General features: G+C 70.3%; 16 protein-coding genes. 6 read left to right on the top strand and 10 right to left on the bottom strand.

All coding sequences use genetic code 11. The annotated features are described in order from the left end of the window. The first annotated feature begins 22 nt into the window (after window positions 1-22). The gene (locus ABE487_RS14955; RefSeq protein WP_346445288.1) at window positions 23-637 is read left to right on the top strand and encodes a TetR/AcrR family transcriptional regulator; all 615 of its coding nucleotides are present in this window, start codon (window positions 23-25) and stop codon (window positions 635-637) included. Here the strand turns inward: ABE487_RS14955 and ABE487_RS14950 are convergent. Together ABE487_RS14950 and ABE487_RS14945 are read right to left on the bottom strand one after the other, a co-directional pair. Continuing rightward, window positions 628-1,713, bottom strand: a complete 1,086-nt coding sequence (locus ABE487_RS14950) for a putative zinc-binding peptidase (protein ID WP_346445289.1) — start codon at window positions 1,711-1,713, stop codon at window positions 628-630. The genes ABE487_RS14955 and ABE487_RS14950 overlap by 10 nt on opposite strands. Before the next feature lie 19 nt (window positions 1,714-1,732). Next, on the bottom strand, window positions 1,733-2,527 hold the full coding sequence (locus ABE487_RS14945; protein WP_346452466.1) for a transglutaminase family protein: 795 nt from the start codon (window positions 2,525-2,527) through the stop codon (window positions 1,733-1,735). 133 nt (window positions 2,528-2,660) lie between these two features. Here ABE487_RS14945 and ABE487_RS14940 point away from each other — a divergent pair, with 133 nt between their 5' ends. Next, complete coding sequence (locus tag ABE487_RS14940; protein WP_346452467.1) at window positions 2,661-4,241, top strand: glucan biosynthesis protein D; 1,581 nt, start codon at window positions 2,661-2,663, stop codon at window positions 4,239-4,241. A gap of 82 nt (window positions 4,242-4,323) precedes the next feature. On the opposite strand, the gene ABE487_RS14935 is transcribed toward ABE487_RS14940, so the two are convergent. From ABE487_RS14935 to ABE487_RS14920, 4 genes are all read right to left on the bottom strand, one after another. Continuing rightward, on the bottom strand, window positions 4,324-4,557 hold the full coding sequence (locus ABE487_RS14935) for a hypothetical protein (protein WP_346445292.1): 234 nt from the start codon (window positions 4,555-4,557) through the stop codon (window positions 4,324-4,326). A 102-nt stretch (window positions 4,558-4,659) separates the two neighbouring features. Further along, window positions 4,660-5,238, bottom strand: coding sequence for a YiiX/YebB-like N1pC/P60 family cysteine hydrolase (locus ABE487_RS14930; RefSeq protein WP_346452468.1), 579 nt, complete (start codon window positions 5,236-5,238; stop codon window positions 4,660-4,662). A 10-nt stretch (window positions 5,239-5,248) separates the two neighbouring features. Further along, a complete protein-coding gene (locus ABE487_RS14925; protein ID WP_346452469.1) occupies window positions 5,249-5,650 on the bottom strand; it encodes a DUF4878 domain-containing protein in 402 nt (133 codons plus the stop codon). A gap of 136 nt (window positions 5,651-5,786) precedes the next feature. Next, window positions 5,787-6,119, bottom strand: coding sequence for a DUF3817 domain-containing protein (locus tag ABE487_RS14920; RefSeq protein WP_346452470.1), 333 nt, complete (start codon window positions 6,117-6,119; stop codon window positions 5,787-5,789). A 172-nt stretch (window positions 6,120-6,291) separates the two neighbouring features. Between ABE487_RS14920 and ABE487_RS14915 the strand changes: the two genes are divergently transcribed. Further along, window positions 6,292-6,831, top strand: coding sequence for a pyridoxamine 5'-phosphate oxidase family protein (locus ABE487_RS14915; protein WP_346445296.1), 540 nt, complete (start codon window positions 6,292-6,294; stop codon window positions 6,829-6,831). A gap of 126 nt (window positions 6,832-6,957) precedes the next feature. Here the strand turns inward: ABE487_RS14915 and ABE487_RS14910 are convergent, their stop codons facing one another. Beyond that, on the bottom strand, window positions 6,958-7,539 hold the full coding sequence (locus ABE487_RS14910; protein WP_346452471.1) for a hypothetical protein: 582 nt from the start codon (window positions 7,537-7,539) through the stop codon (window positions 6,958-6,960). A gap of 157 nt (window positions 7,540-7,696) precedes the next feature. Between ABE487_RS14910 and ABE487_RS14905 the strand changes: the two genes are divergently transcribed. Beyond that, window positions 7,697-8,050, top strand: a complete 354-nt coding sequence (locus ABE487_RS14905) for a hypothetical protein (protein WP_346445298.1) — start codon at window positions 7,697-7,699, stop codon at window positions 8,048-8,050. Window positions 8,051-8,271: 221 nt separating this feature from the next. On the opposite strand, the gene gph is transcribed toward ABE487_RS14905, so the two are convergent. Further along, entirely contained in the window at window positions 8,272-8,946 is a 675-nt protein-coding gene (gene gph / locus ABE487_RS14900) for a phosphoglycolate phosphatase (protein WP_346445299.1), read from the bottom strand. 161 nt (window positions 8,947-9,107) lie between these two features. Between gph and ABE487_RS14895 the strand changes: the two genes are divergently transcribed. Then, a complete protein-coding gene (locus ABE487_RS14895; protein ID WP_346445300.1) occupies window positions 9,108-9,404 on the top strand; it encodes a DUF2218 domain-containing protein in 297 nt (98 codons plus the stop codon). A gap of 7 nt (window positions 9,405-9,411) precedes the next feature. On the opposite strand, the gene dinB is transcribed toward ABE487_RS14895, so the two are convergent. Beyond that, entirely contained in the window at window positions 9,412-10,485 is a 1,074-nt protein-coding gene (dinB, locus tag ABE487_RS14890) for a DNA polymerase IV (RefSeq protein WP_346452472.1), read from the bottom strand. 52 nt (window positions 10,486-10,537) lie between these two features. Continuing rightward, entirely contained in the window at window positions 10,538-13,249 is a 2,712-nt protein-coding gene (locus tag ABE487_RS14885; RefSeq protein WP_346445302.1) for a bifunctional acetate--CoA ligase family protein/GNAT family N-acetyltransferase, read from the bottom strand. A gap of 262 nt (window positions 13,250-13,511) precedes the next feature. Between ABE487_RS14885 and ABE487_RS14880 the strand changes: the two genes are divergently transcribed. After that, window positions 13,512-13,853 (top strand): LysR family transcriptional regulator, encoded by a 342-nt coding sequence (locus ABE487_RS14880; protein WP_346445303.1) that lies wholly within the window; start codon window positions 13,512-13,514, stop codon window positions 13,851-13,853. The last annotated feature ends 666 nt before the right edge of the window (window positions 13,854-14,519 follow it).

Genomic DNA, 14,519 nt, shown 5'->3' with positions numbered 1-14,519 from the left:
CCCGGCGGTGTAGAATTGTCCGATGGACTGCGACCCACCCCTCGCCCGGCTCACCGATCGCAAGCACGCGGCGATCCTGGAAGCGGCGGTGGCCGAGTTCCGCGCTGCCGGCTATGAGGCGACCAGCATGGATCGCATCGCCAGCCGCGCCGGGGTATCCAAGCGCACCGTCTACAACCATTTCCCCGGCAAGGACGCACTGTTCCTGCGCATTCTCCAGGCGATGCTCGAACGCGGTGTCTGCGGGCCGGATCTCGCCTACCGCGCCGATCGGCCGCTGCGCCCCCAACTGCTCGAGCTGGTGCACCAGAAGCTGCGGCTGCTCCACGACCCGGAGTTCGTGGACCTGGCACGCGTGGCCATCGCCGCGGGCATCCACTCGCCTGCGCTGGCGCGCGACCTGCTTTCCCGCCTGGGCGATCGCGAGGAAGGGGTGTCGGTCTGGATCCGAGCCGCGTCCGCCGACGGCCGGCTGCGGACGGACGACCCGGCCTTCGCGTCGATGCAGTTGCAAGGCCTGGTCAAGAGCTTCGCCCTGTGGCCGCAGCTGTCGATGGGCCAGCCGCCGCTATCGGCCGCGCAACAGACGCGCGTGGCCGAAACGGCGGTCGACATGTTCCTGGCCTACTACGGCTGAGCGACCGCGCCGCGGCCACCCGCGCGCCGGATCAGGCCGTGGATGTAGGCCATCTTCTCAAGCACCGGCGGCGCGATCGAGAACGGATACAGGTCGGGCTGACCCATCGCCCGGTTGAGGCTGTTGACCGCGTAGGTCAGCGGCAACCACGCATCGATCAGCCGTCGCAGATCGGCCACGTGATGGGGATCGAACGTGATCTCGGTCTCCATCGTCGTGCTCTCGGCGATGTCGGGCGCGATGCGAATACCGAACGCGGCGGCCATTTCCAGCGTGTCGACGATATGCAGATAGTGCGCCCAGGTCTCGGCCCAGTCCTCCCACGGGTGCATCGTCGCGTAGCGGCTGACGTGACTGCGCTGCCACTGCGCGGGCGCGCCGGTCGCGTAGTAGCGCTGCAGCGCCTGGCCGTAATCCTGTCGGTCGTCGCCGAACAGCGCGCGGCAACGGGCGCGCTCGTCCGGTCCGGCGTCGCGCACCAGCCGGTCCCAGTAGTAGTGGCCGATCTCATGGCGGAAATGGCCCAGCAACGTGCGGTAGAGCTCGCCCATCGACACCCGCGCCGCCTCCCGGCGGGCATCGTCGGCTTCCGACAGTGCGATGGTGATGAGGCCATTGTCGTGCCCGGTCATCACCCGGGGCCCGTGCGGCGGGTCGGCCAGGAAATCGAACGACAACGGTTCGGGATCGCCGCTGCCGACGGTCGGTGTGGGCAGGCGCAACCGCAGCAGGCTGTAGAACAGCCGGCGCTTGGCGACCTCGATCCGCCGCCAGGCCTGCAGCCGGTCGTTGTCGGACAGATCCGGGATGGTGCGGTTGTGGCGACAGGCGCGGCAATAGCGCTGGGGAGCGTCGGCAGGCAGCAGCCAGTTGCAGGCCGAATGCGTGGCGTTGCTGCAGAACCGGTAGCGCGGACCGGCGGGCGCGCTCTGCAGCCGCCACGCCGCGCCGTCGGGGATCAGTGCGCCCAGCGTCACCTGCTCGGGCACGAAGCCCAGCCGCGCGCCGCAGCGCAGGCACTCGGTGTTCTCGAAGTACAGCACCTGCTCGCAACGGTCGCACTTGAACAACTGCATGGACGAAATTCCGGTGCGCTCACGCCGCCGCGTCGAGTTCGGTCCAGACCTGGATCGACACCGTGCGCAGCGGCCGGTAGCTGGTGAGAAAGGCGACGTCGGCCGCATCGCGTCCGTGCGCGATCACCACCCGGCCCCCGCGTGGGGTCGCCTGGGTGGCATCGAAGGTGTGCCAAGCATCGCCCAGGTACGCTTCGAACCAAGCGTGCATGTCCATCGGCTTGAGGTCGTGCAGCCAGCCCACGACCATCCGCGCCGGAATGTCGAGTGCGCGGCACAGCGTCATGCCCACATGCGCGAAATCCCGACAGACGCCGGCGCCTTGCGCCAGGGTGTCCTGGGCATCGGTGCCGGCGTCGCTGACGCCATAACGATAGGCGAGATGGGCGTGGATCCAGCGACGGATCGCCTCGACCTGGGCATGGCCCGGCGCGGCGTCGCCGACGATTTCCAGCGCGCGTGCGTACATCGCCGCGCGGTCGGACGGGCAGTAGCGGCTGGGCAGCAGGAACTGCAGCGTCGATGCCGGCAGGTCGGCCGGCGCGACCGCCGCTGCCGCCGGCATCGCTCCGGGATCGGGCGCGGCGATGGCGCGCGTCTGCAATCGGATGCGGGTCAGTCCCGGCGGCAGGGTGAAACGCTGACAGCGGTTGCCGAAGCCGTCGAGATACTCGTCGAAACCCAGGGCCGGGTCGAAGCCCGCACGGTCGTTGACGTGCCAGCGCGCGCGGCCGGTCCTGGGCCGCAGCATCGCGATGACAGGCGCGGCGACATCGGTCTCGATCGCGAGTTCGCAGCCTGCGCGGACGTGCATGCGGGGGAACTCATTTCGACGGTGCGCCAGCCTAGAGGCGGGCATGTGCAGCGCTCGTGCAGGCGTGCGGCCCGCTAACGGCACGTTGTCGTGGGTTGGATAGGATGCGCGCTCCACACCCGGACTCGCCCGCATGCATCGACGTTCGTTCCTGCACGGCGGCCTGGTGGCCCTCTGCGCGGCCGCCCTGCCGACCTCGGTTTTGGCCGCCCTGCGCATGGGCGCGCCGGCCCCGTTCGACTTCGCCGCGCTCAAGGGGCGCGCCCGCGCACTGGCGGGCCAGGCGTACACCGCGCGGCCGGCCGCACTGCCCCAGCCGGTGTCAGCCCTCGACTGGGACGCCTACCAGGCGCTGCAGTTCCGCCAGGACCATGCGCTGTGGCATGAGGACGACACCCGCTACCTTGCACAGTTCTTCCACCTGGGCCTGTTCTTCAAGCGCCCGGTCCGCATGCACGCGCTGGCCGAGGGCCAGGCGCGCGAGATCGCCTACGACCCGGCGATGTTCGACTACGGCGCCTCGGGGCTGGACGGCGCCGCACTGCCGACCGATCTGGGCTTCGCCGGCTTCCGACTCAACCGGCGCAGCGATCCCAAGCGCGACTTCGCCGCGTTCCTGGGCGCGAGCTACTTCCGCGCCGTCGGTGGCAGCGGCCAGTACGGGCTGTCGGCACGCGGCCTGGCGGTGGACACCGGCCTGGCGAGGCCGGAAGAGTTTCCCGACTTCACCGACTTCTGGCTCGAGCGTCCGGCGCCGGGCAGCGACACGGTGGTCGTCTACGCCCTGCTCGACTCGCCGTCGGTCGCCGGGGCCTACCGGTTCGCGATCACCCCGGGCGAACCGCTGGTGATGGAGGTCGACTGCGCGCTGTACCCGCGCACTGCGATCGAGCGCCTGGGCATCGCGCCGGCGACCAGCATGTACCAGGCCGGCGAGAACGACCGCCGCATGGCCTGGGACTGGCGCCCCGAGATCCACGACAGCGACGGCCTGGCGCTGCACACCGGCAGCGGCGAGTGGCTGTGGCGGCCGCTGGAGAATCCGCGCGCGCTGCGGTTCAACGCCTTCGCCGACGACAACCCGCGCGGCTTCGGCCTGCTGCAGCGCGATCGCAACTTCGACCATTACCAGGACGACGGCGTCTTCTACGAGCGCCGGCCCTCGCTGTGGGTGGAACCGCGCGACGGCTGGGGACGCGGCGAGGTGCAACTGGTCGAGATCCCGACCGTCGATGAGACGTTCGACAACGTGGTGGCGTTCTGGCATCCGGCGCAGCCGATCGAGCCCGGTCGCGAGCTGCTGTTCGGCTACCGGCTGTTCTGGGGCGAGGCAATGCCGGCGCGTCCGCCGCTGGCCACCTGCATCGCCACGCGCACGGGCCTGGGCGGCCGCATCGGGTTTGCGCGCAAGGCCTGGTCGCAGCGCTTCGCGGTCGACTTCGCCGGCGGCACGCTCGCCGCGCTGGCCGGGCGCAATGCCACGGTCGAGCCTGTGCTGCAGACCACTGCCGGCCAGTTGGAGACCGTCTCGGCCCGCCCGCTGCACGCCGTCGAAGGCTACCGGGTGATGTTCGACATCGTCCCGCCAGGGCCTGGCACCGAGCAGCTCGAACTGCGCCTATTCCTGCGCGATCCGGCCACCGGCCAGGCCCTCAGCGAGACCTGGCTCTACCAGTGGAATCCGCCCCCGCCCGAGGCACGGCAGGTCTACTAGATCGTGGCGTTTGCGTCGCCGTGGCAGCGACTGCACGGCGTGCGCATGGCGGCGGGCGGAGCGGATCCGCCCGCCGCAGCCTTCACAGGCAGGGATAGATCCTCAAGCCGTGCGGCCCGCCGGCATCGCCCCAGGTCTGGAGCGTGCCATCGCACTCGATCCGGCCACCGCCGATCGCATTGCCGGCCGCGTCGTAACGCGTCCATTCCGCCCACTCCTGGCCGAGGATCGGCCAGCGCGCGGCGGCGCTGCCCACCACCACGACCCCCAGCACCAGCGACACCATTGCCGCGATCACGCGTCCACGTCTGCTCATCGTGCTTGCCTCCAGCCCGTCGGAAGGATCCCCCGGCGCCAGCCTAGTGGCCCGCGGGGCCGGCAAATGGGGTGCCGGTCACAGCCCGCGATGGGGCCGCGTTCAGCCCCCGGCGTGCTGTGGCAGCGCTAAGCGCCGCAGTCGTGGCGACCGGCTGAGCGGCGTCGGCAGCAGATAGTCGCCCTGCATCAGCGGCAGGGCGAGGCGAGTGAAGCGCACCTCCAGATCGACGCCGGCGCGGCGCCAGGCGTCCCAGACCAGCCGGGTACAGTAGGTGCCGGCCGCATCGGCGATCCGGAAGCGGGTGCCGCGCATGCCCAGGGCCTCAGCGACCGCGGCGGCGCGCAGGGCCTCGGACGCATCGACGCGATAGACGGCATAGCCGCGGCTGCGCACCGGGTCGAGGAAGAAGCTCAGGGCATCGACGACCACGCCGTCGGCGCGTCCAGGCACTTCGGAGGGCGTCGCATGCACCACCTGCCAGGCGCCGGGACGCCCGACCAGCATGCCGACGTGGCTGAACTGCCCGCCGTCGATCGCCAGCACCATCGCGCTGACCGACTCGGTCCCGCGCCGGAACACCAGATCGCCTGGCTGCGCATCGGCCGGCAACGCGGGGCCACCGGCCAGACAGGCGCTGGCCGCGCACAGTGCCAGCAGTGCGCACCACCAGCGTCGCATCGTCACGTCCTCAGCGCAGGCGGATCTTCCACTTGCCGTCGTCGCGGACCAAGCGGTGCGTCTCGGTCAGGTCCTTGCCGTTGTCGAAGACCACCCGGACCTGCACGCGCGCGGTTTCGCCGTCCTCGTCGATGCTCGACTCGATCACCTCGACCTTGTCGAGGCCGTCGTTGGCATCGATCCTGGACTGCATCTCGCCGACGATCATCTGCACCTTGCCCTTGGCCTGCACCATGCCGTTGGCGGGCACATCGGCGAACGAGACCTGCGCGGTGGCTCTCTCGACATCGCCCTTGGCCGCCGCTTCATAGAACGCCTGGACCGCCGCTTCGGGCTTGGCGGACGAACACGCTGCCAGGGCCAGCGTGGCCAGTGCCAGGAAACAGATGGCGGACAGACGGAATCGATGCATGACGCGCTCCTCGCGTTCAGGGGACCGGCAGTTTACCGCCCGCGCCAGGCCGGGACCGTCGGCATGCGGTGCAGGAACGGCGCGGCCGCGCGCCGACTGCAGCAGGCAGTCGTCGCCTGCGGCGTTCGCACTGCGGCTACGTGCGTGCACGCGGTGCGGCGAGCAGGCCCCGGCGCCGGTACCAAAGCTCCAGCGGCAGGGTCGCCAGCGGCGGCACTGCGGCCGCGATCGCGAGCAGCCAGGCCCACCAGGGCCAGCGCAGGCGCAACGCCGCGACGAGCGCGACGGCGAGATAGGCGAGGAACGCCATGCCATGCAGCCGCCCGAACCACCACACCCCCAGGGCCGTGGTGCCGGTGCCGTACTTGAGGGCCATGCCAACCAGCAGGCCGGCCCAGGTGAACGCTTCGATCAAGGCCACCGCCGCGAAGACGCGACCGATGGGCGACAAGGGGGGCGATATCGTCATCCGGGGCACGGTCGCAGGCCGGCAGCTCGGACGCAAGGCCATCGCTCGACCAACGCCCGAATGCGATCCACACACCGGGGTCACGCCCGGATCACCGCCGCGCTTCCACGCTGTCGCATCGACCGCCGCGCACGCCCCGCGCGACGGCGTGCCCACCCGATGGAGACGCCCGATGGATTCGATCAACCGCAACCAGCCCGAGGACAACCGCCAGGATCTGGCGGCCACGGCGGCGACCGCCCGCATCCGCGACATGTCCAAGGAGGCCGGTGCCTGCTTCTTCTGCACCACGCCCCTGTCCAGCAGCGACACCGGCGGCACCCGGCCGATGTCGATCGAGCAGGCCGACGACGATGGCGTGCTGTGGTTCCTCAGCGCTGCCGACAGCCACAAGAACGCCGAGATCCAGGCCGACCCGAAGGTGCGGCTGTATCTGCAGGCATCCAAGCATTCCGGCTTTCTGGTGCTCGATGGCCATGCCACGGTGAGCCGGGATCGCGACCGGATCGAGGCCTTGTGGAGCCCGATCATGAAAACCTGGTTCACCGAGGGCAAGGACGACCCCCGGATCACCGTGATCCGGGTGCAGCCGCAGGCGGGCTACTACTGGGACAACAAGCACGGCGATTTCGTTGCGGCGACGAAGATGGCGCTCGGCGCCGCGATCGGCAAGACGCTCGACGATTCGATCGAAGGTAACGTCGCGCCGTGATCGCACACCGGTGGCGGGACGTCCCGTCACCGGTGCGGCCGAGCGGACGCTGCGCGTCGATCGGATGGCATGACCGGATGGATGGTCGGGCGGACGTGCTCTGGTGGGATCAAGCCGCGTGCCGACTCACGGCCCGCATTGCCACATCCCCTCGAAGCTGCGGCTCGCACCGTCGCCGCGCTGGTAGGTCAATGTCGCCGGACGCGGCGGTGACTCGCCGCCGCCGACTGCGGTGCCGGTCTCGACGATATGGATCGTCGTGCCGCGTCCTGTGAATGTGGGGGTCTTGAGCATGCCGTCGAAACCACCGGGCGCGCGCACCGTCTCCACGACGTCGCCCACCTTCACCACGCCCTGCGCGGGCTCGGCGGCGCCGACCACGCCCTTGGCAAACAACAATGGCGCCTCGCCTTCCTCAGCGAAGCTGCATGCGAGCTCGCCGGTCAACGCCGCATCGGCGATGTCGCGTTCGCTCAAGGTGCCGAGCTGGATCTGCGACCCGTCGCCGCCCTCGGTATCGCCGGTCGCACTGGGCGCAGCGGCATCGGCGACCGGCGCCTGCGTCGGGGGCGGCGTGGTCGCTTCGTGCTGCGCAGTGGCAGGCGCGTCCCCAGCGGGCGCGCACGCCGCGAGCATGCCGGACATCAGGCCCAGGATCGTGGCCTGGGCCGCAGCGCGCACGCGCGGCCGGACGAAAGGTGTGGACATCGTGACCTCCAGTTGGGCGGCCGCGTCTGCGCGCAGCCGGGAGCCTGATGCTCGCCAACCCGCCCTTGGCATTGCGTGAAACAAATGTCATGCGGCCGTGTCGACTGCGCGACCGCCGATGCCCGAATGTCGAGATGATCTGCCAGCCGGAGACCGCATGACGCGTGCCACCCCGCCAATGAAGACGCCGGACGGGCGTTATCTGGTGGTGCGCGGGCGGCTATGGCGCAGTACCGATCCGCATCTGGACGAAAGCGAGCGACAACGGCTGGTGTCGGCACTGATGGACGCGCGCCGCGCGGTCAAGGCGGTACGGGCGGCAGATGATGCCGAGGCGCTCGCCCACGCACGCCGACAGGTGGATGCCGCCAAACGCGGGTTGGGAGAACGCGGCCCGGTGTGGTGGAGCGATGGCGCCCCCGACTACAACCGGCACCTGGTCCGCAATTCGCCGTATGCGGCGTGGTTTGCAGCGCTCGCGGACGCGAAGACGCCCTCCCCGCCGGCGTGACCCCCGTGCCCGCGCGCAGCGCGTCGGCACGACGCCAAGACCGACCGCGATCGCATCGCCGGATGCACACTCCACACGCGCCACTGCCGTTCGTTCCCCAGCGCGTGCTCGTCGCCGGGGTCACCGGCAGCGGCAAGACCACACTGGCCCGACGTCTGGCCACACGCTGGCGCATTCGCGCCAGCGACGCCGACAGCGCGCGTCCATTGAAGCGCGTCTGCTCAGAGCGCCAGCAACTGGCCGAACCGGTCGATGACGGCGCGCGCGCCGCAGCCATGCAGGTCGAAGTCGCGCCGGTAGCCGTAGGTCACCAGCACCAGCGGCGCCCCCGCGGCGATCGCCGCGCCGGCATCGGCTGACGAATCGCCGACCATCAGGCACTGCCCGATGTCGACGCCGAAATGCGCGGCCAGATGCAGCAGCGGCAACGGATGCGGCTTGCGCTCGGGCAGCTCGCCGGCGCCGAGCACCGCGTCGAAGTACTGCGCCAGATCCAGCGCCTCGAGCAGCGGGCCGACGAACGGCGCCGGCTTGTTGGTGCACACCGCCATCCGCACGCCGGCCGCGCGCAGCGCCTGCAGGGTCTCGGGCACCTCGGGATAGATCTGCGGATCGAGCAACAGGCAGTCACGATAGTGCTGCATGAAACGCGGCATCACCGTCTCGACATCGCGTCCGTCGCCGGCGTGCCGCAACGCCGCGGTGATGAGCTGGCGCGCGCCATCGCCGATCCAGCTGCGCACGGTGGCCTCGTCGACCTGGGCATGGCCGAGCTCGGCCAACAGGCGATTCACCGATGCGGCGATGTCCGACGCACTGTCGACCAGGGTGCCGTCGAGATCGAACAGCGCCACCGGCCAGGGAAAACCGGTTGCCTTCGCGGATGCATCGTTCACGCCTGTGCCTCGTCTCGTCGTGCGGGGAAGCTGCCTAGTGTGGGCCATCGCGACGCTCGCGAACGGCCTGCAACGCTGCGTTCGCCCCGACACGCGTGCATGGCGCGCATCGCGCGCCTATGCTCGCTTCGCGGCGTTGCCGCCTGCTCTGGAGTCCTGCGATGCCGATCACCACCACCGCCACGACGCGATCCAACGACGCCCCGCGCCTGCTGCGCACGCTGTGCAACCACTGGCGGCACAAGTTCGAGATCCGCCGCGACCACGACACGCACGCGTTCGTCCCGTTCGCCGGCGACGAAGCGGGTGCGGATTTCGTCGTCGAAGGCGATGCGCTGCGGATCGTCCTGACCCAGCCCGATGCCGAGGCGATCGCCCGCTATCAGCAGGTCATCGAGAACCATCTGCAACGCTTTGCACGCGACGAGACGCTGGCCTTCGACTGGCAGCCGGCCTGACAATCAGCTAGATCTCCGCCTCGCCGAACAGGCCGGCCTGCTGCGGCAGGTCTTCGGGCTCGCGAAAGCCGCCCAGGCCGACACCGACGAGCCGGTAGCGGGTCGAGGCCGGCAGATCCACGCGCTCGCGCAATGCCAGCGCGATCCGCGTGAGTTCGGCCTGCGAGGCCGGCGGCGCATCGGGCGTGAAGCTGCGCGTGAGAATGCGGAATTGCGCGGTCTTGAGCTTGAGCACGACCGTCCGCCCCACGCGCGCGGTCTTGCGCGTGGCCGCCCAGGTCTTCTCCGCCAGCCGTTCGATCATCGGCGCCAGCGCTTCGAGTGGCAGATCGGTCTCGAACGTGTCCTCCGAGGAGATCGACTGTACCGGCTGGTCCGGCTCGACCGGGCGTTCGTCGATGCCGCGCGCGCGCTGGTAGAGCCGCGCGCCGAAGGTGCCGAAACGCCGCTCGAGCGCGTCGAGCGACAGCCCGCGCAACTCGCCGACCGTGGTCACGCCGAGCTCGGCGAGCTTCTTCTCCATCACCTTGCCGACGCCGGGGATCAGGCCGACCTTCAATGGCGTCAGGAACGCTTCGATCTGACCCGGCTTGACCACGAACAGGCCGTCGGGCTTGCGCCAATCCGAGGCGATCTTGGCCAGGAACTTGTTCGGCGCCACGCCCGCCGACGCCGTCAGCTGAGTTGCCTCGCGGATCTGCGCACGGATCGCTTGCGCGGTCGCGGTGGCGCTGGGCGAAGGGATTTTCGGTGCAGTGACGTCCAGATAGGCTTCATCGAGCGACAGCGGCTGCACCAGGTCGGTGTGCTGCAGGAAGATCTCGCGCACCTGGCGCGAGACCGCCTTGTAGCGCGGGAAATCCGGCGGCACGAACACCGCATCCGGGCACAGCCGCTCGGCGGTCACCGCCGGCATCGCCGAGCGCACGCCGTAGGGCCGGGCCTCGTAGGAGGCCGCGCAGACCACCGAGCGCGCGCCGCGCCAAGCCACGACGACCGGCCGCCCACGCAGCGACGGATCGTCGCGCTGCTCCACCGACGCGTAGAACGCGTCCATGTCGATGTGGAGGATCTTGCGCACACGCCATTATCGCCGGCGCGGCGGGCGCCGGCGCGATGCCGGCGGCAGGCGTTCAGATCGCCGGCGGCGGCTCGGCCACGATCGGCAAGCGCACGATCGCCACCGTTGCGTCGTCGGGATCGGCGGTGATCGCGAAGCCCAACTGGCGGCACATCGCCAGCATCGTGGTGTTCTCCCGCAGCACCTGCCCCTCGACCATCCGCAGCCCCTGCCAGCGGGCGTACTCGATCATGATCCGCATCAGCCGCCAGCCCAGGCCCGCACCCTTGAGATCGGAGCGCACCATGATCCCGTACTCGCCGGTGTCGTAGTTCGCATCGGCCAGCAGGCGCACCGCGCCGAGCATCTCGCCCGTGGCCGGGTCGATCGCCGCCAGCGCGATCGAGCGCGCATAGTCGAGCTGGGTCAGCCGGGCAATGAACTCGTGACTGAAGTGGCGCACTGCGCTGAAGAAACGCAACCGCAGGTCGTCGGTACTGACCCGCTCGAAGAAGCGCAGGAACATCGCCTCGTCCTCCGGCCGCACCGGGCGCACGAACACGTCGCTGCCGTTGCCCAGCGCGATCGTGCGCTCCCACTCCTTGGGGTACGGGAACACCGCAAAGCGCGGGTGCCCGCGGCCGGGATGCAGCCGCTGCACCGGACCGACGGCGACCCGCGCATCGACCGCGATCACCCCGTCGCGGTCGGCGAGCAGCGGATTGACGTCGACTTCCTGGAGCTCGGGGATGTCGGCGGCCATCTGCGCCAGCTTCACCAGCAGCAGCGCGACCGCCCGCTCGTCGGCCGCCGGCACATCGCGGTAGGCCTTGAGGATGCGCGCCACACGCGTGCGTCCGATCAACTCGTGCGCCAGGCGCAAGTCCAGCGGCGGCAGCGCCAGGGCTTTGTCGTCGATGATCTCCACTGCCGTGCCGCCTCGGCCGAAGACCACCACCGGGCCGAAGGTCGGGTCGTCGGCGATGCCGGCGATCAGTTCGCGCGCCTTGGGCCGCACGACCATCGGGTGCACGGTCACGCCGTCGATCCGCGCCTGCGGGCGGGCGGCCCGTGCGCAGCGCAACAGGTCGTCGGCGGCGTCTCGCACCGCCTCCACGCTCGCCAGGTTCAGGCGCACGCCGTCGATGTCGGATTTGTGCGGGATGTCGCGCGACCAGATCTTCACCGCCACCGCGCCGCCGCGCTCGAGCAGGGCCGTCGCCGCCTCGGCGGCCGCGTCGGCATCGGGCACCGGAATCGCTTCGGCAATCGGGATGTCGTAGGCGGCGAACAACCGGGCGATCGCTGGCGGGTCGAGCCAGCGCTGGCCTTCGGCGAGCGCCGCCTCGACGACCGCGCGCGCGCTGGCGGCATCGACGTTGAAGTCGTCGGGCAGGCTGGGCGGCGTCTCCATCAACGCGCGCTGCGCCTGCTGGTGCCGCACCAGGTACATGAAACCGCGCACGGCCCCGGCCTCGCTGGTGAAGGCATGCACGCCAGCGTCGGCCAGGATCCGCCGCGCCTCGGGATGCTCGCCCACCAGCACGCCGAACACCGGCTTGCGCGCGGCCTCGCGCGGATGCGCGCGCAGCGTCTCGACGACCGCCCGCGCGACCTCGGGCGGCGAGGACAGCACGGTGGGCACGTTCATGACCAGGATCGCGTCGTTGTCCCGGTCCTGCAGCAGCGCGGCCAAAGTCGCGGCGTAGCGCGGGCCGTCGGCGTCGCCGAGCATGTCGACTGCATTGCGGCGCGACCAGCCGCGCGGCAACGCGGTATCGAGCGTCTCGAGCGTGGCATCCGACAGCGCGGCGCGCTCGCCGCCCAGATCGACCAGGCGGTCGAGTGCGAGCATGCCCACGCCGATGCCGTTGGTCATCACCGCCAAACGGTTGCCGGGCGGCATCCGCAGCCGCGACAGCGTGGCGGCCGCGGCGAACAGTTCGTCGAGCGCATGGACGCGCAGCAATCCGGCGCGCCGGAACGCCGCGTCGTAGACCGCGTCCGGGCTGGCCAGCGCGGCGATGTGGGTCTGCGGCGGCTCGGCGCTGCGCGCATGTCGGCCGGGCTTAACCACCACGACCGGCTTGGCGCGCGCCGCGGCGCGCGCGGCCGACAGGAACTTGCGGGCATCGCGCACGCGCTCGACGTAGAGCAGGATCGCGCGGGTGTGGCGGTCGGTGGCGAAGTAGTCGAGCAGATCCGCGAAGTCGACATCGAGCGCATCGCCGAGCGAGGCGACGGCCGAGAATCCGATCCCGCGCGAGCGGCCCCACTCGATCATGCCGGCCGCCACGGCGCCCGACTGCGAGATCAGCGCCAGTTCGCCCGGTGCCGGCGCGTGCGCGGCGAAGCTCGCGAACAGCCGCGCATGCGGCGCGATGACGCCCAGGCAGTTCGGCCCGACGATGCGCAGGCCGCGGGTACGCGCGACCTCGGCCAGCGCGGCGTTGTACGAGCCCGGCCCACTGCCCATGTCACGCGTGAGCACGATCGCGGCCTTGGCGCCACGATCGGCGGCGGCGCGCGCCACATTCGCCACATCGGCCGGCGGTGCCGCGATGATCACTAGTTCGGGCGCGAAGGGCAGCGCCTCGAGTGAGGTCACTGCCTCCACACCATCGATCTGTGCGTGACGCGGGTTGACCAGACCGATCGGTCCGGTGAATCCGCCCTCGCGCAACTGCTGCAGCACCAACCGCCCGAGCGAACGCGGCCGTGGGCTGGCGCCGACGACGGCGACCGACGCCGGCCGGAACACCGATTCCAGTGCGTAGATGCTCATCGGCGCGCGTCTGGCCTCCCGCTGGACGAGGGGCTGACGATACACGAGGCCGGGTGCCCACTGCCTGGGGCGAACCGACGCAGGCGACGCAACTGGGCTCACATCGCCAGGTTCGTTCGCCATACGGCGGCAACAGCTGTGTCGGCCTGACGACCACGACCACACGCTCGGCAATCCAGGCGTCCGAGGCACACGGTCGGGACCGCCAGCATCGGCAGCGGCATCGCTTCTCGGGCGTGACGGCGTCCACTAAGCTGGTCGGATGCGCACGCCTTCTGATTTCCAGCTGCGGATCCGCCTCGACAGCGTCATGCTCGGGCCGGGCAAGGCGGACCTGCTGGCGGGCATTCGCGAGACGGGTTCGATCTCGGCGGCCGGCCGCCGCATGGCAATGAGCTACCGACGCGCCTGGCAGCTGGTCGAGGAGATGAATCTCTACTTCGGTTCGCCGGTCGCCGCGACGCTGACCGGCGGCAAGGGCGGCGGCGGAGCGGCGTTGACGCCGCTGGGGGATCAGGTCCTGACGCTTTATCGCAGCATGGAGGCGAACTGCCGGGACGCGATCGCCGACGACCTGGCGCAACTGCACCGTCTGCGGCGCTGAACCGATTTCTCGAGTAGCTGGCGGACGCCGTTAGAGGCGTTCTGACATCCCTCCAGTCGATACCGCGATTAGCGGCGAGGGCGTTCGACTTCGGACAGGCAGCCGCCTGCCGGCCGGAAGCCGCTCTTCCCTCGGTCAGGACATCCTGTCCTGACTCGGGCGCGCCTGCTCCGCTTCGCGGATCGGTCCGACCCGGCGAAGCACGCCGGGCGTTCACCCGCTCGCGCGGCATGCCGCGCAAGCTGAAGCGGGCTCACCCATGGCGCGCTCGGCGCGGCCACCGGCCGCCAGTCTGCTGCTCTGAGGCGTCTGCAACCCGTCTACGGGAAGCCAAGCGCCGCTCCATCAAGCGAAGCTGCGGACCTTCAATCTCAGTGCGTTGCACTGTTCGGCGATTGCGATGGCGGAATGGATGAGGGGCGGTCGTTTGCGCTGCACTGCCTCGCGACCTCAGCAATGGGCGCGAGGCTGCAATAGCACGCACGGCGTTCTGCCTCAGGCGCGCGCCCGCCCCGCTTCGGGCATCGGTCCGACCCATCGCCAAAATTGGGGGCCAAAAAAAGGTTCTTCGCAGATTAGCGGGGAGTCCTTTGCCAGCCACCGTTACGCTTGATGCCTGATTCCAGGGCGCAAGGGTGAGGGGATGTTCGACCGGAAGACGATCAA

It is taken from the genome of Luteimonas sp. TWI596 (assembly GCF_039674105.1).
GTDB lineage: Bacteria > Pseudomonadota > Gammaproteobacteria > Xanthomonadales > Xanthomonadaceae > Luteimonas.
This window is presented reverse-complemented; position numbering and strand designations above follow the sequence as displayed.